The 23727-nt window shown below is 44.9% G+C and carries 16 protein-coding genes; 14 read left to right on the forward strand and 2 right to left on the reverse strand.

The genetic code is table 11. From position 1 onward, the window contains the following. The first annotated feature begins 23 nt into the window (after positions 1-23). The 3 genes from rimP to infB are packed head-to-tail and all read left to right on the forward strand — an operon-like array spanning position 24 to position 4514. Complete coding sequence (gene rimP, locus BLT07_RS07240; protein WP_091867225.1) at positions 24-485, forward strand: ribosome assembly cofactor RimP; 462 nt, start codon at positions 24-26, stop codon at positions 483-485. A gap of 13 nt (positions 486-498) precedes the next feature. After that, the gene (nusA, locus tag BLT07_RS07245; RefSeq protein WP_091867227.1) at positions 499-1731 is read left to right on the forward strand and encodes a transcription termination factor NusA; all 1233 of its coding nucleotides are present in this window, start codon (positions 499-501) and stop codon (positions 1729-1731) included. Between the two features lie 41 nt (positions 1732-1772). Then, entirely contained in the window at positions 1773-4514 is a 2742-nt protein-coding gene (gene infB, locus BLT07_RS07250; protein ID WP_091867229.1) for a translation initiation factor IF-2, read from the forward strand. A 168-nt stretch (positions 4515-4682) separates the two neighbouring features. Here the strand turns inward: infB and BLT07_RS07255 are convergent, their stop codons facing one another. Then, a complete protein-coding gene (locus BLT07_RS07255; RefSeq protein ID WP_091867377.1) occupies positions 4683-5054 on the reverse strand; it encodes an SPOR domain-containing protein in 372 nt (123 codons plus the stop codon). 236 nt (positions 5055-5290) lie between these two features. Between BLT07_RS07255 and BLT07_RS07260 the strand changes: the two genes are divergently transcribed. The 8 genes from BLT07_RS07260 (at position 5291) to BLT07_RS07295 (ending at position 17334) form a co-directional block, all read left to right on the forward strand. Then, a complete protein-coding gene (locus BLT07_RS07260; protein ID WP_091867231.1) occupies positions 5291-6691 on the forward strand; it encodes a c-type cytochrome in 1401 nt (466 codons plus the stop codon). A 72-nt stretch (positions 6692-6763) separates the two neighbouring features. Then, the gene (locus BLT07_RS07265; RefSeq protein WP_091867233.1) at positions 6764-9928 is read left to right on the forward strand and encodes a TAT-variant-translocated molybdopterin oxidoreductase; all 3165 of its coding nucleotides are present in this window, start codon (positions 6764-6766) and stop codon (positions 9926-9928) included. Between the two features lie 33 nt (positions 9929-9961). Further along, positions 9962-11749 carry an NrfD/PsrC family molybdoenzyme membrane anchor subunit gene (gene nrfD / locus BLT07_RS07270; protein ID WP_091867235.1) on the forward strand — a complete coding sequence of 596 codons (1788 nt, stop codon included), beginning with the start codon at positions 9962-9964 and terminating at the stop codon, positions 11747-11749. Between the two features lie 90 nt (positions 11750-11839). Continuing rightward, the gene (locus BLT07_RS07275) at positions 11840-12376 is read left to right on the forward strand and encodes a DUF3341 domain-containing protein (protein WP_091867237.1); all 537 of its coding nucleotides are present in this window, start codon (positions 11840-11842) and stop codon (positions 12374-12376) included. After that, positions 12373-12942, forward strand: a complete 570-nt coding sequence (locus tag BLT07_RS07280; protein WP_091867239.1) for a c-type cytochrome — start codon at positions 12373-12375, stop codon at positions 12940-12942. Before BLT07_RS07275 ends, BLT07_RS07280 begins: the two co-directional genes overlap by 4 nt. 17 nt (positions 12943-12959) lie before the next feature. After that, a complete protein-coding gene (locus BLT07_RS07285; RefSeq protein WP_091867379.1) occupies positions 12960-14306 on the forward strand; it encodes a quinol:cytochrome C oxidoreductase in 1347 nt (448 codons plus the stop codon). A 23-nt stretch (positions 14307-14329) separates the two neighbouring features. After that, positions 14330-15439: a cytochrome c oxidase subunit II gene (locus tag BLT07_RS07290; protein ID WP_091867241.1), complete on the forward strand. Its 1110-nt coding sequence runs from the start codon at positions 14330-14332 to the stop codon at positions 15437-15439. Positions 15440-15504: 65 nt separating this feature from the next. Then, on the forward strand, positions 15505-17334 hold the full coding sequence (locus tag BLT07_RS07295; RefSeq protein ID WP_091867243.1) for a cytochrome c oxidase subunit I: 1830 nt from the start codon (positions 15505-15507) through the stop codon (positions 17332-17334). A gap of 113 nt (positions 17335-17447) precedes the next feature. Here BLT07_RS07295 and BLT07_RS07300 read toward each other — a convergent pair whose 3' ends face one another. After that, the gene (locus BLT07_RS07300) at positions 17448-19319 is read right to left on the reverse strand and encodes a M61 family metallopeptidase (protein WP_091867245.1); all 1872 of its coding nucleotides are present in this window, start codon (positions 19317-19319) and stop codon (positions 17448-17450) included. Between the two features lie 546 nt (positions 19320-19865). Here BLT07_RS07300 and pyrH point away from each other — a divergent pair. From pyrH to BLT07_RS07315, 3 genes are all read left to right on the forward strand, one after another. Then, positions 19866-20573, forward strand: coding sequence for a UMP kinase (gene pyrH, locus BLT07_RS07305; protein ID WP_091867247.1), 708 nt, complete (start codon positions 19866-19868; stop codon positions 20571-20573). Positions 20574-20617: 44 nt separating this feature from the next. Further along, positions 20618-21172 carry a ribosome recycling factor gene (frr, locus tag BLT07_RS07310; RefSeq protein ID WP_091867249.1) on the forward strand — a complete coding sequence of 185 codons (555 nt, stop codon included), beginning with the start codon at positions 20618-20620 and terminating at the stop codon, positions 21170-21172. A 140-nt stretch (positions 21173-21312) separates the two neighbouring features. Further along, positions 21313-23697, forward strand: a complete 2385-nt coding sequence (locus BLT07_RS07315) for an efflux RND transporter permease subunit (RefSeq protein WP_245726467.1) — start codon at positions 21313-21315, stop codon at positions 23695-23697. Positions 23698-23727 lie beyond the last annotated feature (30 nt).

Below are 23727 nucleotides of genomic sequence, written 5' to 3' on the forward strand. Positions count from 1 at the left end.
GTGTTTGTTGAAAATAGTATACTATGTTCAAGGATAAGGTAAAAACACTTTTAGAGGAAGCCTTAAACGACGATACCTCCTTATTTTTAATCGATTTTTCGGTATCCGCCGACAATTCGATTAAAGTGATACTGGATGGTGATTCAGGGATTACCGTTGAAGATTGTGTGAAGATAAGCAGGGCCATCGAGCATAATCTCGATCGCGAGGAATATGATTTTTCCCTGGAAGTCACCTCTGCCGGAGCGGCATCGCCCTTGATAATGGCACGACAGTATTCCAAGAACATTGGACGAAAACTGAAGGTCAAAACGGCATCGGATACGTTTGAGGGAAATTTGACCGCAACCACCGATACCGGTATTGTACTGGAATGGAAAACTAGGGAACCGAAACCCATCGGAAAAGGAAAAGTAACGGTTCAAAAAGAAGCGAAAATCATTTTTTCCGATATTGAGGAGGCAAAAGTTATAGTAACAATTTAACGGTAATAGCGTAATGGAAAATATTGCACTCATTGAGTCTTTTTCAGAATTCAAGGACGATAAGTTTATAGATAGGGTAACGTTGATGGCGATTTTAGAGGATGTATTCCGTAGCGCCCTCAAAAAGAAATTCGGGTCTGACGATAATTTTGATATAATTATCAATCCCGATAAGGGCGATTTGGAAATCTGGAGAAACCGGATCGTAGTACTCGACGGGGAAGTTGAGGAGCCCAATGAAGAAATATCTTTGACAGAAGCCCGAAAGATCGAACCCGATTTCGAAGTGGGCGAAGATGTATCGGAAGAAGTAAAATTGATCAACTTGGGAAGAAGGGCGATTTTGGCCCTACGCCAGAACCTGATCTCAAAAATTCACGAACACGACAATACCACCATATACAAGCATTTCAAAGATCTTGAAGGTGAAATATACACCGCCGAGGTGCATCATATTAGACATAAAGCCATTATTTTGTTGGATGACGAGGGTAATGAGATCATCCTTCCCAAAGACAGACAGATTCCTTCAGATTTTTTCAGAAAAGGAGACAATGTACGCGGCATCATAGAAACGGTTGAACTAAAGGGAACCAAGCCGACGATTATTATGTCAAGGGCATCCCCGAAATTCTTGGAACAATTATTTTTCCAGGAAATCCCGGAAGTCTATGACGGACTGATTACCGTCAAAAAGGTGGTCCGTATTCCCGGTGAAAAGGCCAAAGTTGCCGTCGATTCCTATGATGACCGTATCGATCCCGTAGGTGCCTGCGTGGGAATGAAGGGCTCTCGAATTCACGGTATCGTGCGCGAACTGGGCAACGAAAATATCGATGTTATCAACTGGACGGCCAATCCACAACTAATGGTTACCAGGGCATTGAGCCCGGCAAGGGTCACCAGCGTAAAGCTGAACGATGAAAACATGACTGCGCAAGTCTATTTAAGGCCCGAGGAAGTTTCAAAGGCGATTGGACGCGGCGGACATAACATTCGCTTGGCAGGCCAGCTAACGGGCTATGAAATCGATGTATTCCGTGAAGGCGTCGAAGAAGATGTGGAATTGACAGAATTTAGGGACGAAATCGATGCGTGGATCATCGAAGAATTCAAGAAAATCGGTCTCGACACAGCTCGCAGTATCATCGAACAAGATGTAGCCGATTTGGTCAAACGTACCGACCTTGAAGAGGAGACCGTTGTAGAGGTTGTACGTATACTCAAGGAAGAATTGGAAGATTAGCTATATATTAGCGATTATTAGAATTTAGGAGAATAGTATTTATGGCAGACATTGCAAAAATTAGGCTCAACAAAGTCCTAAAGGAATTCAATATTTCTTTGGACAGGGCGGTAGATTTTCTGGCTTCAAAAGGGCATGAAATCGATTCGCGGCCTACCACCAAGATTTCCGATGAGGTATATCAGGTGCTTCAAGACGAGTTTCAGACCGATAAGAGCAAGAAGGTAGCCTCTAAAGAAGTCGGCGAAGAAAAGCGTAAGGAAAAAGAAGCGCTTCGTTTGCAATTGGAGCAAGAACAAGAAGACCGAAGATTAGCTAGGGAACGTCGGGCCGAGACCTCTGCGGAAAGCAGAATGGTGGGCAAGGTCGAGCTGGCCGGTACGAAGACCGTAGGAAAAATTGATCTTGATGCCGGTAAAAAGAAAAAGGCAGAGCCTGTAAAGGAACAAAAACCGGCAGAACCGGAACCGGAACCCGAAACACAACCAAAAACAGTTGTGAAAGAGGAAACTCCCCAAGTTCAGGAAGCCAAAAAAACTGAGGAAAAACCCGAAGAGAAGCCTTCCGAGGAGAAGAAGGAAGAAAAAAAGCCGGAAGTCGAAGCGGAAAACGTAGCTGAAAAGCCAGGGGACGATGTTCTCAAAACGAACTACAAAAAGCTATCGGGTCCTACGATAACCGCTAAAATCGATCTTTCACAATTCAAAAAAGCCAAGAAAAAGAAAGACGACACCCCATCTTCCGACAGCAGTGGCCGCAAGAAACGTAGAAAACGTATTGTAAGTAAGGCCGGCAACACCACTACTACACCTGGTATTGACAGGAACTTCAAAAAGGGAGGCCGTAGATCGACCGCTGCAAAGGTGGAGCCCACCGAAGAGGACGTACAAAAACAGATTCGCGAGACCCTCGAAAAACTTCAGGGAAAATCGAAAAAAGGTAAAGGCGCCAAATACAGAAGAGACAAACGTGACCAGCACCGTCAGCAGACCGAAAAAGATTTCGAGCAGCAAGAACTTGAAGACAAGACCTTAAAGGTGACCGAATTCGTTACGGCAAGTGAGATTGCCACGATGATGGACGTTTCTACCACTGAAATCATATCGGCCTGTATGTCGCTGGGCATCATGGTTACCATGAACCAGCGCTTAGATGCAGAAACCCTTTCCATCGTAGCCGATGAATTTGGTTATGAAGTCGAATTCGTAGCCGCCGACCTCGAGGAAACTATCAAGATCGCGGCCGATGCCGAAAAAGATCTTAAACCCCGAGCGCCGATTGTTACCGTTATGGGGCATGTCGATCACGGTAAGACCTCGTTGCTCGATTATGTTCGCGAGGCCAATGTAATCGCCGGTGAAAGCGGGGGAATTACCCAGCACATCGGTGCCTATGGCGTCACCTTAAAAGACGGTCAAAAAATTACGTTTCTCGATACTCCGGGCCACGAAGCATTTACGGCCATGCGGGCCCGGGGTGCGCAGGTAACCGATATCGCCGTTATCGTAATCGCAGCAGACGATGATATCATGCCCCAGACCAAGGAAGCGATCAGCCATGCCCAGGCAGCAAACGTGCCCATAGTTTTTGCCATTAACAAAATCGATAGGTCCGCGGCCAACCCGGATAAGATCAAGGAAGGGCTTTCACAAATGAACCTATTGGTCGAAGACTGGGGCGGTAAAATCCAATCCCAAGATATTTCTGCCAAAACCGGGGAAGGTGTTGAAGAACTATTGGAGAAAGTTTTATTGGAAGCCGAACTTTTAGAGCTTAAGGCCAACCCCGACAAAATCGCCAACGGAACCGTCGTAGAGGCGTTCTTGGACAAAGGACGAGGTTATGTTTCCACAATTTTGGTTCAAGGCGGCACCCTTAAAATAGGGGATTACGTCTTGGCAGGCACCCACAGTGGTAAAGTGAAGGCCATGCAAGACGAACGCGGAAATAGCATTCCAACAGCAGGGCCGGCAACACCGATTTCCATTTTAGGACTTGACGGCGCCCCACAGGCAGGTGATAAATTCAACGTGCTTGAAGACGAAAGGGATGCGAAACAAATCGCTACGAAAAGATCCCAACTGCGCCGCGAACAATCCGTACGTACACAGCGTCATATTACGCTAGATGAAATCGGAAGACGTATTGCGCTCGGCGACTTTAAAGAGCTGAACATCATTTTGAAAGGTGATGTTGATGGTTCGGTGGAAGCCTTGACGGATTCCTTCCAGAAACTGTCTACCGAAGAGATACAAGTGAACATCATACATAAAGGGGTCGGCGCGATTACCGAATCCGACGTATTGTTGGCCTCTGCGTCCGACGCCATCATTATCGGCTTTAATGTAAGGCCCATGGGCAATGCCAGGGATGTGGCCGAAAAAGAAGAAATCGATATCCGCATGTATTCCATCATTTATGATGCGATCAATGACCTGAAAGATGCCATGGAAGGTATGCTTTCACCAGAAATCAAGGAGGAGATTACCGGTACCGCCGAAATTCGGGAAACCTTTAAAATTTCCAAGGTGGGTACCATTGCGGGCTGTATGGTAACCAACGGGAAGATTTTCCGCAATTCCAACATACGGCTTATTCGCGACGGTGTGGTAGTCTACACCGGTGAACTTTCATCGCTGAAACGATTTAAAGATGACGCTAAGGAAGTCGCCAAGGGCTATGACTGTGGTCTACAGATCAAAAACTACAATGATATCATGGAAGGCGATATTGTAGAAGCGTTCCAGGAAGTGGCTGTCAAAAAGAAATTGAAATCCAAGTAGGAAAATTCCAGATTACAACTTTGAAATCCGATAAAAAAAATCGACCTCAACGGGTCGATTTTTTTCATTTTATGATATCCCATCTCCAAGATTTTTCACACTTTTTATGTGCATTTTGGAATTTGACAGCGCGACTGGACTCGATCTGACAAATTAAATATCCCCCTCTTACCGAGGTGATTTTTTGGGCTGTAGCAGCATCGCATCGGGATATTTTTGTCGTACCTCCTTAAACTTTCGCTCCGCATCGAGCTTGTTTTTAAAACGGCCTACGCGCACTCTATACGTAGGGGAATCAAAATCTATATTGGAAAAAAGGCTTGGAAAATCCTGCTCTACTTTCGACTTGATTTCATTGGCCTTTGCAAAATCCCCAAACCCGACCTGAATGCGATAATAGGCCGCACTTTCGTTGGCCGTTTTATAAATGGCCAACAAATCGGTGATTTTCTGGTCTTGATCGATAGTAATTTTTCCTTTTTGCGCCTGACCGAAAGCGCAGGATACTACCAACAGCATTAAACAAATAACTCTTTTCATGAACTGCAATTTATTGGGTATAAAAGTCTTGTGCAAAAGTAATTTTTTATAAATCAAAGAAGACCCAAAAGTAATTATTTAGAACAGTTATAAATTAACTATTATCAATCCGTTAACATTTACTAAACAAAGTCTATGTCTTATTTTTGCACTTGATTTGGCATGTATAGAGTGAATCCATACTTTCGTTTGACCATTAATAATCGTGCCAAAGTTTAGATAGAAATTGACTCCATATGCAAAAGCTTTCGTACCGCCATCGAATTTCTAGAGTTGTAGGTATAGGTATATTATTTTTCCTACTCTTTTCCCTTCCTATTTGCGCACAACAAAAGGCGGTTCAGGATTCCACCTCAACCGCAGATTCTGAGCAGGCCGATAGTGGAGGCTCCGAAGATTCCGCCGCGGATACCGACGGCGATCCAGCAGCGGGCAAACAAATCTTTAACCAAAATTGTGCAGCCTGTCATGCATTAGATCGTAAAATGACTGGGCCCGCACTGGGCAACGTTGAACAGAAAATACAGGACGAGGCCGGTCTGGGAAGGGACTGGATCTATAAATGGATAAAGAATAGTGCCGGTCTGATCAGCTCGGGCGACGAATACGCCAACAAAATCTACAACCAGTTCAACCAGGTTGCAATGACCGCCTTTCCTACCCTCAGTAATGAGGATATCGATAATATTCTGGCCTATACCAACGCACCGCCTAAAAAAGCTGCGGACGCGGGCGCGGATCAGGCTGCAGCCGGCGGAGGCGGAGGCGGTTCGGCATCCTCCGGCATATCCAACGAAATCATCTTGGGTGCCCTCGCCTTGGTTTTCGGCTTATTGGTCGCGATGCTGTTCTTGGTCAACAAAACCTTACAAAGGATTGCCGCAGCGAACGGAATCGCAGTTGAAAAGGATGAGTCCGAAAAGCGTCTTCCAATTTGGAAGGCATTTGCAAAAAATCAGTTCTTGGTATTTGTATCCGTTGTCCTATTATTATTGGGTGGTGCTTATTTTGCTTACGGATGGATGATGCAGATAGGCGTTGACCAAGGCTATGAACCGATTCAGCCGATCCATTATTCCCACAGGATCCACGCCGGGGAGAACAAAATTGAGTGTAAATACTGCCATTCTTCGGCACGGGTGTCCAAACACTCGGGCATTCCTTCCCTAAACGTATGTATGAACTGTCACAAATCGATTTATGAAGTGGCCGACGAAACTTTGAAAAAAGGAAAACAAGAATACGGGGTTGACTACAACAAAGAAATAAAAAAGCTCTACGCCGCTGTCGGTTGGGACGAGGAAAACCAAAAATATACCGGCGAGAGCCAGCCGGTAGAATGGATCCGAATACATAACCTTCCTGATTTTGCCTATTTCAACCATTCACAGCACCATATTGTTGGGGGCATTCAGTGTCAGGAATGTCACGGTCCCGTTGAGGAAATGGAAATCATGTACCAATATTCACCGCTTACCATGGGCTGGTGTATCAATTGCCACCGGGAGACCAACGTGAAGGTCGAAGGCAATGCGTATTACGACAAAATTCATGAACAGCTCGCCAAAAAATACGGAGTGGAGACCTTTACCGTAGCACAAATGGGAGGCATAGAATGCGGGAAATGTCACTACTAGATGGCCAATAATTGTCCATTTTTTTAAACAACAACGAATTCCCCTGGAAATACAAAATTGCAAATAGAATATATGGCATCGAATAAAAAATATTGGAAGAGCGCAGCGGAGTTAAATCCAAACGATTCCATGGTCGAGACGATGAAGAATAACGAATTTGCCGAAGAAATTCCGGTGGACGATTTTTTGGGCGATAAGGAAAACTTATCGGAGTCGTCGACCAATAGAAGGGATTTTTTGAAATATATTGGTTTCAGCACCGCTGCCGCTTCCATGGCAGCTTGCGAAGGACCGGTCTATAAATCCATCCCGTATGTTGTACAGCCGGAAAATATTGTTCCTGGGGTGGCCAACTACTACGCCACGACTATCGCCGATGGATTTGATTTCGCCAGTATTCTGGTCAAGACCCGTGAAGGGCGACCCATAAAAATTGAAAACAATACCGATGCCAAAATCGGGGGCGGAGCTAATGCCCGCGTGCAGGCATCTGTACTATCCCTATACGATAGCACCCGTTTACAAGGTCCTTTGGCCAATGGTGAGCCCGTAGAATGGGATGCCCTTGACGCAGCGGTTAAATCCAAATTGGGCAGCTTGCAAAATTCAGGGAAGCAAATCGCTGTTTTGACACAGACCTATGCCAGCCCATCCACTGAAAAATTAATGGGTGAATTCAAGGCGGCTTACGCCAACGTGAACCACGTTACTTATGATTCAATTTCCGAAGATGCCGCGTTGACCGCTTTCGAACAACGCTACGGTGAGCGTGCGCTACCAGATTATGACTTTGAAAAAGCGGGACTTATCATATCTTTCGGAGCCAACTTTTTGGCGGATTGGCAGGGCGGCGGCTATGATGCCAGCTATGCGAGAAGTCGTATGCCCAAGAACGGTAAAATGTCCCGACATGTGCAGTTCGAGGCCAACTTGACCCAGACCGGTGCAAAGGCCGACAAGCGGGTTCCCCTAACCCCCGTATTACAAAGGGTCGCCTTGGCGCAATTATACGCCAAACTGAACGGAAGTAACATGGCCGGCGAACTGCCCGAATATGCCATAAACGCCATCGATTCACTGGTGTTACAGATAAAGAAGAATCCAGCTGCGGCGGTTGTCGTATCGGGTATCGATGATGTAAATACCCAAATCGTGATTCTGGCCATTAACGAAATGTTGGGCAGTAAGGCGTTTGATGCCAAATCACCCAAATATACCCGGCAGGGCAACGTAAAAGCCGTCAATACCTTGATTGCCGATATGAAGGCGGGCAAGGTTGGCGCCTTGATCATGGACGGGGTCAACCCGATGTATTCGTTACCGAACGCCGCCGATTTCAAGGAAGGTATCGAGAAGGTCGATCTTTCCGTTACTTTTTCCACGAACTGGAACGAAACTACCGAAGTAAGCCAATATACCGCATCTGCCAACCATTATTTGGAGTCTTGGGGCGATGCCCAAATAAAGAAAGGCCATTACAGCCTAATGCAACCCACCATACGCCAATTGTTCGACACCCGATTGTTTCAGGATGCGCTATTGCAATGGATGGGTACCGGCCAAAGTTATTATGAGTATATAAAGGAAACTTGGAGCGCTTCGATCCTTGGTGGCAGTTCTTGGAACAAAGCCTTGCAAGACGGGGTCTTGGCATCCTCGGACAACGCCATGGTTATGGCAAGTGCCGATGCAGATCCGACCGTGCAACAAGATATCGCTTCCGACAAGCAGGAAGATGCTGCGAATGAAACCGCCGCCGAAGAAGTACAGCCCCCAGCCAGTGTGTCGATATCGACCGCGGTCAGCAGTCTCGCGAACGCCACAAGCGGCAGTGGGATGGAGCTTATATTGTATTCCAAAACAGGTATGGGCGACGGGCGACAGGCCAATAACCCATGGCTGCAAGAGTTTGCCGATCCTATTACCCGGGTTTCTTGGGACAACTATTTGACCGTTTCCAAATCCGATGCCGAAAGATTGGGGCTCGAAAACTATTATGTTTCCAACGGCGCCATGAACGGTAGCTATGTCAAATTGACCGTAAACGGGACCAGCGTCGACAAGGTGCCTATTATCGTTCAACCCGGACAGGCACGCGGTTCGGTAGGACTCGCATTCGGATACGGCAAAAAGGTAGGCATGAAAGAAGAAATGCAGGTAGGTGTAAATGCATTTCCCCTATATCAAAACTTCTCGAACATTCAATCGGTCAGTATTGAAAAAACAGATGGGGCGCATGAATTTGCCAGCGAACAGTTGCAAAATACAATGGCCGGCCGCAGTAATGATATTATTAAGGAAACAACCCTAAGCGTATTCAACACCGAAGATAAGGAACATTGGAATGCGGTTCCTAAAGTGGATTACAACCACTCCGAAATTGAGGTACGCGAAAAGAATGCCGATATATGGCAGTCTTTCGACAGAAGTATCGGTCCACATTTCAATTTATCCATCGATTTGAATGCGTGTACCGCATGTGGTGCCTGCGTGATTGCCTGTCAGGTAGAGAACAATGTACCTGTGGTTGGCAAGGAAGAGGTTCGTAAATTTAGGGATATGCACTGGTTGCGCATCGATCGCTACTACTCTTCAGCGGAGACTTTCAAGCAAGAAATAGAGGATCTGGAGACCCTCCCCGCCTTCGAGACCTATGAGAAAGTAGAAATTGCTTCCTATGATAATCCTGAGGTGGCCTTTCAACCGGTCATGTGCCAGCACTGCAACCATGCTCCCTGTGAGACGGTCTGTCCGGTGGCGGCGATTTCCCACGGCCGACAGGGCCAGAATCAAATGGTCTATAACCGATGCGTGGGCACCCGGTATTGTGCAAACAACTGTCCGTATAAAGTACGCCGTTTCAATTGGTTTCTGTACAGCGACAACGACGAGTTCGATTACTACATGAACAACGATTTGGGCAAAATGGTTATCAACCCCGATGTCAACGTACGATCAAGAGGTGTCATGGAAAAATGCTCTATGTGCATTCAAAAGACCCAAAAGACCATTTTAGATGCCAAACGCGATGGCAGGGCAATCAAGGATGGCGAATTTCAGACCGCCTGCTCGCTTGCATGCGATAAGGGCGCTATGGTATTTGGCGATATTAACGATGAAAATGCCGAAATCGTAGAAAAGAAAAATGACGACCGTATGTATCATCTATTGGAGAGCTTAGGTACCAAACCCAACGTGATGTACCAGCTCATCGTCAAAAACACCGCGGAAGCCTAAAAAATTGGTTATAACAACATTTTAAAATTTAATATGTCCTCACATTACGAAGCACCCATAAGAGAGCCGCTGATAATCGGAGAGAAATCGTACCATGATATCAGCGTTGACGTAGGGGCTCCCATTTTGGGCCGCGCCAATCGTTCATGGTATATCGCTTTCAGCATCGCCCTAGTAGCCTTTTTATGGGGTATTGGATGTATAATCTATACGGTTTCTACCGGTATTGGCGTGTGGGGCCTGAACAAGACCATCGGCTGGGCGTGGGACATTACGAACTTTGTTTGGTGGGTAGGTATCGGACATGCCGGAACCTTAATATCTGCGATTTTGCTATTGTTCCGCCAAAAATGGAGGATGGCGATTAACCGTTCTGCGGAGGCAATGACGATTTTTGCCGTAATACAGGCGGGCTTGTTCCCTATCATCCACATGGGTCGACCTTGGTTGGCGTATTGGGTACTGCCCATTCCCAACCAGTTCGGATCGTTATGGGTCAATTTTAACTCCCCGTTATTATGGGACGTTTTCGCGATTTCGACGTATCTTTCCATATCGCTGGTTTTTTGGTACACGGGGCTTTTGCCCGATTTCGCCATGATTCGGGACCGTACCACAAAACCCTTCCAAAAGAAAATATACAGCCTGTTGAGCTTCGGTTGGAGCGGTAGGGTAAAAGATTGGCAGCGTTTTGAAGAGGTTTCCTTGGTATTGGCCGGTTTAGCGACCCCTTTGGTACTTTCCGTGCACACTATTGTATCTTTCGATTTCGCCACTTCGGTGGTTCCAGGATGGCATAGTACCATTTTCCCTCCCTATTTCGTGGCGGGGGCTATCTTTTCAGGTTTCGCCATGGTACAAACCTTGCTAATTATTATGCGGAAGGTATCGAATCTTGAAAATTACATCACCATACAGCATATCGAATTGATGAACAAGGTCATTTTATTGACCGGCGGAATTGTAACAGTAGCTTATCTTACGGAATATTTCATAGGATGGTATTCTGGACAATCCTACGAAAATTACACCTACCTATCCTTCGGGGCTGCTACGGGACCTTATTGGTGGGCATTTGTGATGTTGATTACCTGTAACCTGATCGTTCCCCTGAGTTTATGGGTAAAAAAATTGAGACGGAACATCATGTGGACATTCATGGTTGCCCTCATCATCAATATCGGGATGTGGTTCGAGCGTTTTAACATTATTGTAATCGATTTGACTAAAGATCGTTTGACATCGTCTTGGGCGATGTTCCAGCCTACCTTTGTCGACATTGGCACCTTCATTGGTACGATTGGGTTTTTCTTCGTTCTTTTTTTGCTGTACGCCCGAACTTTTCCGGTAATCGCCCAGGCCGAAGTGAAGACCATTTTAAAATCTTCCGGCGAAATGTACAAAAAACGAAGGGCAGAGCACCCCAATGAGCCGATAAGCCATGTCGATCTCGATCCAACGGCCGAGGAACCCGCATCAAACATACAGGGCAGCTATTTTACCTCCACAGATAAAAAAGAAGAAATTACGACTACCGACACGATTAAGGATGCTTCAAAAGATGATAAAATAAATAGCCTTTTAAGCAATGTCGGGACATTTGATCCTAAAAGCCAGGAAGCTGACAATCTGAAAAAAATTAACGGTATAGGTCCGGTAATGGAAAGAAAGCTGCACGAACTCGGTATCTATACCTTCGAACAGGTCAGCAAAATGACCAACCTCGAATATGATATGCTCGATACTATTACAGGGGAATTCCCCGGAAGGGCAAAACGAGATGATTGGGCCGGGCAGGCGAAGGTGTTGAAAAAGAACTAATAGTATTGATCATTAAATAGATGTTTCGAAAATTATACGTACATCCCATATAAAAAATAATCAATACTAGGTAATCAATAATTGAAACAGATGGCAACAAAAGTAATACATGCTATTTATACCGACGACGATGTTCTATTGGACGCCGTTAAGAAAGTACGCGCCGCCAAGTACACGATAAAGGAGGTCTTTACCCCGTTTCCAGTGCATGGGCTTGACAAGGCGGTCGGGATTGAGCCGACACGGATTGCCATTGCATCGTTCTTATACGGACTTTTAGGGCTTACAGTAGCGGTTGTGATGATGAACTATATCATGATTGTCGACTGGCCTCAGGATATCGGTGGCAAACCTAGTTTCACCTTTATCCAGAATATGCCGGCATTCATTCCGATCATGTTCGAGCTGACCGTATTTTTTGCAGGCCACCTTATGGTAATCACCTTTTATCTGAGAAGTAAAATATGGCCGTTCAGAAAAGCCGAAAATCCGGATTTAAGAACTACGGATGACCATTTTTTGATGGAAATCGAGGTCCACGGTGAGGAAACGGAGCTACTGAAACTGTTGTCGAACACCCATGCATCGGAAGTAAAAGTTGTAGAACCCTTGAAAATTTTAGGATGAACGCTATACAAAAAATAGGAATATTGTTCGGTTTACTGTTGTTGATCGCCTCCTGTGCCGACAAAGGCAATCGCAACTATCAGTATATGCCCAACATGTATGTTCCCGTAGGTTACGAAGCCTACGGAGAGGCCGACATATTGCCAAGGGGCCAAGAGGCACAGCTACCCGCCCCGAATACAATTATGCGCGGTTGGATGCCTTACGAATTCGAGAATACGCCTGAAGGTAAGGAACTGGCCAAGGCCAATACGAGTCCGTTGGTTGCAACCGATTCCGTACAAATCGCAGAGAATCATGCAAACGGATCTCAACTTTATACGATTTACTGCGCTATCTGCCATGGAGATAAGGGCGACGGCCAGGGCTATTTGGTGCAACGCGAAAAAATTCTGGGCGTTCCCAGCTATGCCGATCCCGCGCGGAATATTACTGAAGGCGATGTGTTCCATACCATACAATATGGCCTGAATGCCATGGGGTCGTACGCCGCGCAATTAGATACCAAGGAAATGTGGCAAGTATCGGAATACGTGATGACATTGAAACAGGACTTAACAAAATAATGCATAACCAAAGAACTATGTATACTTTTTCAAACAGGCTAAAAATTGGTTCCATTGTTTTAATGGTCATTGGACTATTGGGTATCGGATATGGATTTATGTCGGTACCGGGTACGGTCGATGAGGCGAAGCAAATGGTAGCGGCCGGTCATGACGATGCGCATGGGGGCGAAGAAGCATCCACGTCGCACTCCGGACAAGATAATACGACTATGGCTACCGAAGGCCATTCCGAAAATACAGAGGCACATGGTGGGGAACATAGTGCCGAACATGACGAGCACCTGCTACACCAACTGCAGACCAAACCCTGGTCGGCCATTTTCGTTGCCGCTTTTTTCTTTATGATGCTGGCCTTGGGAACGCTTGTTTTTTATGCCATCCAATATGCCGCCTCCGCAGGTTGGTCGCCGGTCTTATATCGGGTGCTGGAAGGCATTACCGCCTATCTGTTGCCAGGTTCCATCATCGTTTTTCTGATTGTTGTTTTCGCAGGTACCCATTTTTATCCCTGGCAAAACGAAGAATTAGTGGCAGGTGATACGGTATTACAGGGCAAATCGGGATATCTTAATTTTCCCTTCTTTGTCATAAGAGCTTTAATATATCTCTTGGGATGGAACCTCTATCGCTATTTTTCAAGAAGAAATTCACTGGCGCAGGCCGAGACCAACGATAATAGGCATTACAAACAGAATTTTAAGTTCGCGGTTTTCTTTTTGGTATTCTTTATCACGACTGAGTCAACCATGTCATGGGATTGGTTCATGTCACTTACCCCGCACTGGTACAGCGCCTTGTTAGCTTGGTATATCTTTGCCTCGATGTTCGTATCGGCGATAACTACGATTGCCATGGTCACCATATTCTTAAAAGGAAAAGGGCTTTTGCCCTTCGTGAACGACAGCCATTTGCACGATCTTGGCAAGTTTATGTTCGCCTTCAGTATCTTTTGGGCTTATCTTTGGTTCGGGCAGTTTATGCTTATATGGTACGCCAACATTCCCGAAGAGGTTACCTATTTTATAATCCGAATTCAAGAATACAATTTGTTGTTTTTTGGCATGCTCGTGCTTAACTTTGTGTTTCCGATATTATTGTTGATGAACAGCGATTATAAAAGGATTCCTTGGTTTGTAATCATGACCGGAATCGTAATTTTAATCGGTCATTATCTTGACATTTTCCAATTGGTAATGCCCTCTACGGTAGGTCCTAATTGGTCATTCGGCGTTACCGAGATCGCTGCGATACTCTTTTTCCTTGGGCTGTTCGTCTTAGTGGTCGGTAGTGCACTTGCAAAAGTTTCGCTGCGTCCCCTTCGAGATCCGTTTATCAAGGAGAGTGAAAATTATCATTATTAGAAGTATTAATTTCAAAGTATAAAATGACTGCATTTTTAATCATAGCTGTTTTAGTATTGGTGGCCATTGCAATTTGGCAAATGACCAAAATATTCGAGTTGTCACAAGTTCGAACTGGAACTGATAGTTCTGAAATAGCGAACGATTCCGACAACAAGATTAATGGATACCTCTTATTTGCATTTTTAATTTTTATTTACGGTATAACCATTTTCAGTTTTTGGAAATACGGGAAACTTATGCTACCGGAAGCAGCTTCGGAGCATGGCGGGGAATACGACTATTTGATGCTCGTATCCATGGCCCTTATTTTTTTCGTACAGACGATTACCCAGGGTTTGTTGCATTATTTCGGTTACAAATACAGAGGGGAAAAGGGCAAAAAAGCGCTCTTTTTTGCCGATAATGATCGTTTGGAGTTTATTTGGACCATCATTCCGGTAATCGTTCTCTCCGGATTGATTTTATGGGGACTCTATACATGGACGAACATTATGGATGTCAACGATGAAGACGATCCCCTGATTGTCGAACTCTACGGCCAGCAATTCAACTGGACGGCCCGATATGGCGGTGAAGATAATGTGTTGGGACAAGCCAATGTGAGAATGATCGATATTAACAAAGCCAATGTACTGGGTTTGGACGAATCGGACACCTATGCAGAAGATGATGTCATCGTAAAAGAACTCCACCTTCCGGTAGGTAGAAAGGTGAATTTCAAGATACGTTCGCAAGACGTATTACATTCCGCTTTTATGCCCCATTTCAGGGCGCAGATGAACGCCGTGCCCGGTATGATAACCGAATTTTCGTTTACCCCTATTACCACTACCGATGAGATGCGCCAAAAGCCGGAAATCATCGAGAAGGTCAAGCGCACAAACGAAATACGAAAAGAAAGGGCGGCCAACGGAGAGGACAATTCAGACCCTTGGGAATTCGATTATATTCTGCTTTGTAACAAAATCTGTGGTAAATCGCATTACAATATGCAGATGAAGATAATCGTGGAGCCCCAAGAAGACTATGACGCTTGGATGGAGGGGCAAAAAACGTTTAAGGAAACGGTCATGGTCGATGATTCGCAACCCACTACCGATGCTGTTGAAACAGCGTCGAACGGTCAATAAAACCTTTACGCCATCGCATCAAAAAAAGCTATAAAAAGAAAATTAATAAATTTAAAAAATCCAATATGTCTGTAACTGCTAATACACACATAGCTGATGATCACGCTCACGACGAGCATGCCCATCATCACCAACAAACATTCGTTACGAAATATATTTTTAGCCAGGATCATAAAATGATTTCTCGGCAATACCTGATTACAGGGCTTATCATGGGTGTTATCGGCATCGCCATGTCGCTCTTGTTTCGAATGCAGCTCGCTTGGCCCGGCCAATCCAATGCCGTTTTCGGGGCATTATTGGGAAAATGGGCGCCAGAAGGGGTTATGGATGCCGACGTCTATTTGGCATTGGTAACCATACATGGTACCCTTATGGTCTTTTTCGTGCTCACGCAGGGCTTGAGCGGAACCTTCAGTAATTTGTTGATCCCCTTACAGATCGGTGCCCGTGATATGGCATCCGGCTTTTTGAACATGGTCTCGTATTGGATGTTCTTTACCTCTTCGGTAATAATGATCGGATCATTGTTCGTCGAAGCAGGACCGGCAGCGGCCGGATGGACCATCTATCCGCCCTTGAGCGCATTGCCTATGGCACAACCTGGCTCAGGCTTGGGTATGACCCTTTGGTTGACTTCGATGGCTATTTTTATCGCATCTTCGTTATTAGGTTCTTTGAACTATATCGTAACGGTCATTAACCTAAGAACGAAAGGCATGTCGATGACGCGATTGCCTTTGACCATATGGGCATTTTTCGTTACCGCCATCATCGGTGTCGTATCTTTCCCCGTTCTATTGTCCGCTGCACTCTTATTAATTATGGACAGAAGTTTCGGCACTTCCTTTTTCCTATCCGATATTTTTATTCAAGGAGAGGTACTGCACTATCAGGGGGGCTCTCCCGTTCTGTATGAACACTTATTTTGGTTTTTAGGACATCCAGAGGTATACATTGTAATATTACCTGCTATGGGCATCGTATCCGAAGTATTGGCGGTCAATTCCCGTAAACCTATTTTTGGATATCGCGCAATGATAGCTTCGATTTTGGCCATCGCCTTTTTATCGACGATTGTTTGGGGCCATCATATGTTCATTTCGGGGATGAACCCATTTTTGGGCTCTGTATTTACCTTTACTACCCTCTTAATCGCCATTCCCTCGGCGGTTAAGGCCTTTAACTGGATAACGACCTTATGGAAAGGCAACTTACAGCTAAACCCGGCAATGCTATTTTCTATAGGTATGGTTTCCACTTTCATAACTGGTGGACTTACAGGAATAATTTTAGGCGATAGCACGCTCGATATCAACGTACACGACACCTATTTCGTAGTGGCACACTTTCATTTGGTAATGGGTATTTCGGCCCTATACGGTATGTTCGCAGGTATCTATCACTGGTTTCCTAAGTTGTTCGAAGGCAAGATGATGAACAAGAATATGGGGTATGTCCATTTTTGGGTTACCGCTGTCGGCTCATACGGCATCTTTTTCCCGATGCACTTTGTGGGCATGGCGGGCGTACCTAGGCGGTATTACCAAAATACGGCCTTCCCAATGTTCGATGATCTGACCGACGTGCAAGTATTAATGACGGTATTTGCATTAATCACCGCCTGTGCACAATTGGTTTTCGCGTATAATTTCGTGCATAGCATATTCTACGGTAAAAAAGGTCCGAAAAACCCTTGGAAAGCGACCACACTGGAATGGACAACACCTCAAGAGCATATTCACGGCAACTGGCCAGGTGCCATACCCGAAGTACATCGTTGGCCCTATGATTATAGCAAGGTCGACGAAAACGGTGAATACATTATTCCGGATCAGGATTTCGTTCCACAAACGCTTCCCTTACAAAAAGATGAAGAGGAGCTGCAACATTGATTCTAGCTTAGAGCAAGAACCAAATTGCGTTTAAAGTGCTTACTACCCAAATAAAATGCCCGACTGTTGCAGTCGGGCATTTTTTGTTCCTATAGGTATGTATGATTATCATGTCACGATTTTAACCAAGCAGCTCGTAACTGAGCCTCCTTCGGAGCGATATTCATTACTGGGACAATGGTTTTGGCCTGTAACATCGGGGTCCCGACCTTACCTTCAAGCTTGACTTCGTCGTCGCCCCGCTGAACCGTCATGATGATTTCGGTATCGGGGGACCAACCGAAACTCTGTCCGATTATGGGGCGCATAGTCTCCAATGTAATAAGTGTGCCGTTGATGCTTTTGATTACATCGCCATTCTCTGCCCCTAAATCCAAGAAAAAGCTGGTCAGTGGAATACCTTTCCGTATAAAGACCGCATTGTTATTTGTTGGGTCGATGTCTATAAAAGGTACTTCGCCGTCTAGAAAGTATCCGGTCTGCTTTTCGGCACTTTCTATCTTCAGCCCGACCTTCGCCAAATAGGCACTGTAAGCGATCGGTTTGTCGCCAATAACATGTTCGTCAAAGAAGGTCCGGATTTCCGGATAGGTCATCGCAACAATTTCATCGATCAGTTGATCATCTTCGAAAGGGGTGTCCTGACCGTATTTTTTTGAAAGTTCCTTCATCAGCCATAAAACCCCTTTTTCACCATTACTCAATTGCCTCAGCTCGATATCCAAGACCATATTGATTAAGGCCCCTTTCTCGTAGACATTGGCATAGTTTTCCTTATAAGGATTTTCCAGGATATTTTGGCTCATGGTCGTAAACGATAGGGCATCGTCGTATGCTTTCGAATTGGTAATTTTATCCATCATCCTCTGATAAAACTCCGTTTCGTCTATCAAGCCCTGCTGTACCTGAAAGAGATTGGCAAAATATTCAGTGGTACCTTCGTACATCCACAAATGGCGTGACATTTTCGGATCGTTGAAATCGAAATACTGCACTTCCTTTGAATGTACGTTCAAGGGTGTTACGGTATGAAAAAACTCATGGGAAACGACATCGATCATGGCCTGTTCCAGACGGTCTTTGGGCATGGCTTCCGGCAAAACGACCGTGGTAGAGGTATGGTGCTCCAAGGCACCGAAACCGCTGGCATCCGTAGAGTCCATTGTAGAAAGATACAATAGAATGTCATAATTCTTCGTGCTGTTGACGTCGCCCAAAAACGCCTTCTGAGCCGTCATCATTTTTTCCATTTTTTCCTTTAGGTCCGAAGCTTTGTAGACATCATTGGGGGAATACACACTCAGCTTGACCTCAATGTCGTTCAACTTAAACGTTTCAGTGTTCGGCTCGGCATATAAAATAGGATTATCGATCACCTCGAAATACCGGCTGGCCAAAAAGGTGTCCTTACCCGTTTCTTCATCTGTCACTTCTTTCATTATCAAGGTAGTAGTGGGCTCAAGGTTTTCAGGTACGCTAATTTCGATTTCATAAGGCACTTCTTGAAGGCCTTTGAAATAGCCGACAAAACCATGCAGGTTGAGCATGAAGTTTTTATCCTTAAGGATATTTGTGCCTGCCGGAGAAAATACGGCGTCCTCCGTATTTGATTCGGTGTCATAGGTGTCGTTCACATAATAGGTAACCTTGTCCAGATTTTTACCATCGGTTATGTTCCAAGTATTGTCATCACTCTTGGTAACAGCAAGTTCGTTTCCATCGTAATCCAAGGCTTTGAGATCTACGATATATTTGCCATAATTATCAGTGCTATACGTACCCGGAACCGTTTTGGGAATCAAGAAAGAGACATCGTTGGTAGTAAAAGCGCCTGGATCTACCGAAACCATAACTTTATCGTCTACCACGTTCTTCAAATCCATAGTAGTACGAATTGGCGTTCTATCGGCCGTTACTAATGCTTTGGTAGAACCACAACTATAAAAGACTAATCCTGCCAAAGACGGTAGCACCCATTTTTTCATCCTGTTCATTTTCAAAAGAATTTATGCGGAAGACCCGCTGTTATACTATGCACACGTCTTGAGTTGCTCTTTTACATACGTTTTTCACATTTTTCGTTCTAATTTTGTCTTTCTTTCTCACCGTAGCTTCGCTAAGTGGCCAAAAGACCCTTCATTCGAGCACAAAAGGCGAAAAACTCGGTTCCGAACAACAACTCAAGACGAGTTCAGTACTGCAAGAATATAAATTCTAATAGAATTGCACCTCATGATTAGCAAATAATTAAGGATGCCTGCTGTTGAACCTTGCAACGTTTTTTCTTCCATCCCACTAATAATTTTTGATTATTTTTGCTACAAAGAAATGGCAAGTATTGTGTTAAGCCTATGGTGTTGGTCAAGCCGCAGTTAGTTTTTGCCAGGTCAAGGCACAACACATCGAAAGCTGTGGACAAGTCGAATCGAAGGCAAGACATAGCCGTAGCTAGGGAATCATTCTTTAATGCAGAACTAGTTAAAATGAACAAGGCTCGGGCCGTCTAAAACCGTTGTAACACAACACTAAGGATGCAATACAAAAGGATACTTTTAAAACTCAGCGGCGAAGCTTTGATGGGCGAAAAGCAATACGGAATAGACCCGGAACGACTTGCGGAGTACGCCGAAGAAATCAAGGAAGTAGCTGATAAAGGTGTGGAAGTCGCCATCGTAATTGGGGGCGGAAATATCTTTAGGGGCCTTACCGGTGCTGCCACCGGTATGGATCGGGTACAAGGCGACCATATGGGGATGCTGGCGACCGTAATCAATGGCCTGGCACTACAAAGTGCGCTGGAAATTACCGGAGTACAGACCCGGTTACAATCGGCCATACAAATCAACGAGGTGGCCGAACCTTTTATCCGAAGACGGGCGATGCGCCATCTTGAAAAAGGTCGGGTGGTCATTTTCGGTGGAGGAACCGGAAATCCGTATTTTACCACGGATTCTGCTGCGGTGCTACGCGCCATTGAAATCGAGGCCGATGTAATCCTGAAAGGAACCCGGGTTGATGGTATCTATACTTCCGATCCTGAAAAAGATAAAAACGCCACCAAATTCGATACCATTTCTTTTGCTGATGTGCTTTTAAAGGGATTGAAGGTAATGGATACGACCGCCTTTACACTAAGTCAAGAAAACGAACTACCAATAGTAGTATTCGACATGAACAAAAGAGGCAATCTCTTGAAGTTGGTCGAAGGCCATAATATAGGTACCGTTGTGAATCTTTAAGTTACCGTTTTAACTTTTTTTAGATTTTATTTTATATTTGAACTATGAACGAAGACGTACAGTTTATATTGGATTCCGCAAAGGAAGGCATGGTAGACGCCATCAAACATTTGGAAAAAGAATTTATGAAAATCCGTGCCGGCAAGGCCAATCCGGCAATGCTATCTTCCGTTATGGTAGATTATTACGGTTCGGATACGCCACTTTCACAAGTAGCCAACATCAACACACCCGACGGCCGTACAATTTCGGTACAACCTTGGGAAAAAAACATGCTACAGCCCATACAAACGGCTATCACGAACGCAAATCTGGGCTTTAATCCTATGAACAACGGTGATTTCGTTATCATTAACGTGCCACCGTTAACAGAGGAACGTCGTATTCAGTTGACCAAACAGGCAAAGGCCGAGGCTGAGGATGCCAAAGTAGGCGTGCGAAATGCCCGCCAAGACGCCAACAAAGAAATTCGGGACCTTGACGTTTCCGAAGACCTGCAAAAAAACGCTGAAGTCGACGTGCAAGAGCTCACCAATATCTATAGCAAAAAAATAGATGTCTTTTTGGAAGCCAAAGAAGCGGAGATTATGAAGGTGTAAGGTTTTACGGAATTTATAATTTTTGAAAAGCGGCCTAAAAGCCGCTTTTTTCGATTGGTGTATCATTTTATTTGGTAATGCACCTGAAGACATCCAATCGTTCCCTACCTTTGCTTTTGGCAAAAAACTACAAAATTAACGTGGGGAACTTCACAAAAGGCTTTTGGGAAAAAACGGCGAATATCATTCTCCGTAACCGGATTTTAATATTGGTCTTGATTGCCTTGTTTACCATCTTTCTGGGCATGCAGTGGAAGAACATGCGGTTCAGTAACTCGACGGCCAATCTCTTGCCTGATGACCATCCCGTCAATATCGAGTATCAGCACTTTCTGCAAACCTTCGGCGAAGAAGGCAACGCCATCGTTTTTGGTATTAGGGATTCGTCGTTATTCACGCCTTCAAAATTGAACCGTTGGAATAAGTTCAGTAAGCAATTGGCCGCTTTTCCCGAAATCGATTATGTACTTTCCCTTGACAATTTAAAAGAGCTTAAAAGGGATACGACGGATCAAAAATTTGTTCTCAAGCCCCTGATAAGCTCGGAGGTCAGATCACAGTCTCAAATCGACTCGTTAACCGACCATCTTTTTAACGACCTGCCCTTTTACGATAATTTACTGTTCAACAAAGAAAGCGGCACCATAAGAACAATCGCCAATCTCGATAAGGAAATCGTAAACACCTCGGTCAGGAAAGATTTTATACTGCAGGAGGTCAACGATCTGGTCGCCGATTTTGAATCGGATACCGGTCTGGACGTACACGTGTCCGGCATGCCGTACATACGTACCATGAACTCCCAAAGTATTATCGACGAAATAGGAAAGTTCATTGGTGCGGCATTGCTGGTCACTTCGCTGATTTTCTTTTTCTTTTTCAGAAGTTTTCGGGCTACCCTGATTTCTATGTGTGTTGTTATCATCGGGGTGATGTGGGCCTTTGGTATTTTAGGATTACTGCAATATGAAATCACGGTACTGACCGCATTGATTCCACCGCTAATCATCGTTATCGGAATTCCAAACTGCATCTTTTTGATCAACAAGTATCAACAAGAGGTACAAAAGCATGGTAACCAAGCTCTTTCTTTGCAGCGCGTCATTTCAAAAATTGGCAACGCGACCCTCATGACCAATATGACGACGGCATCCGGTTTTGCGACCTTCATCATCACCGACAGCAAGCTGTTGACAGAATTTGGAATTGTAGCCTCCTTAAATATTATTGGTATTTTTATTCTTTCCCTACTGATCATCCCTATTGTCTACAGCTATTTGTCCCTTCCGAAAGACCGGCACTTAAAGCATTTGAACAAAAAATGGATCGACGCTTTTGTCAATAAGATGGAACATCTCGTACGGAACAAAAGAATTGCGGTATATATCGTGTCGGTAAGCCTTGTCATCGCCAGTATTATCGGCATGTATCAAATTAAGATTTCAGGAAGCCCGATTGAGGATATGCCCAAAAACGCACAGTTCTTCAAGGATATCCGGTTTTTTGAGGCGGAGTTCGACGGTATAATGCCCATAGAGATAGTCGTCGACACCAAGCGGCCCAAAGGGGTAATGAACGCGACTACTCTGAAGAAGCTAGACCAGCTGGACGAGGTGATTACGGAAATTCCCGAACTATCACAACCGCTTTCCGTGGTGAACCTGGTAAAATATTCGAAACAGGCCTTTTATAACGGCCTCCCCAAATATTATCAACTACCGACCAAGCAGGAGACGAATTTTATTTTAAGCGTTGCCCAAAAATCAGAAGGGAATGGGAATTTGCTGAAAAGTTTCGTGGACAGCACAGGCCAAACCGCCCGTATGACGACGTTCATTCAAGACGTCAAGACCGACCGAATGGAGGAAATCATTGACAAGCTCTCAGAGAACCTTAACAAGTTTTTTCCACCCGAACGCTACGAAACATATATGACGGGTAGTGCCCTGCTATTTTTGCAAGGCACCAAATATCTGGTGAAAAACCTGGTATTGTCGCTGGCCTTTGCCATCTTTCTGATTGCCGTTTTTATGGCGTATCTGTTCCGGTCTTTTCGAATGATTGTCATATCGTTAATACCCAATCTGCTTCCCTTACTCATCACCGCAGGTATTATGGGCTATATAGGGGTGCCTATCAAACCCTCCACCATTCTTGTATTCAGCATTGCATTTGGTATTTCGGTAGACGATACTATCCATTTTTTGGCGAAATACCGACAAGAACTTATCGTAAACCATTGGCAAATAAAAAAATCGGTCTATGCGGCCTTGCGGGAAACGGGGGTCAGTATGTTCTACACCTCTATTGTGCTGTTCTTCGGATTTTCGGTCTTCATCATCTCGGATTTCGGCGGCACGGTGGCCCTAGGTTCCCTCGTATCGGCTACTTTACTTTTCGCCATGATGTCTAATCTGATTCTGCTTCCCTCGTTATTACTGTCTTTAGAGCGGAACATCGCCAGCAAGGAGTTTCTGAAAGAACCCCAAATCGACATTCTCCCTAAGGATGAAGATGTCAAATAGGCTAAAAATCCTATCTTTGCGCATCAAATT

It is taken from the genome of Pricia antarctica (assembly GCF_900101815.1).
Taxonomy (GTDB): Bacteria; Bacteroidota; Bacteroidia; order Flavobacteriales; family Flavobacteriaceae; genus Pricia; species Pricia antarctica.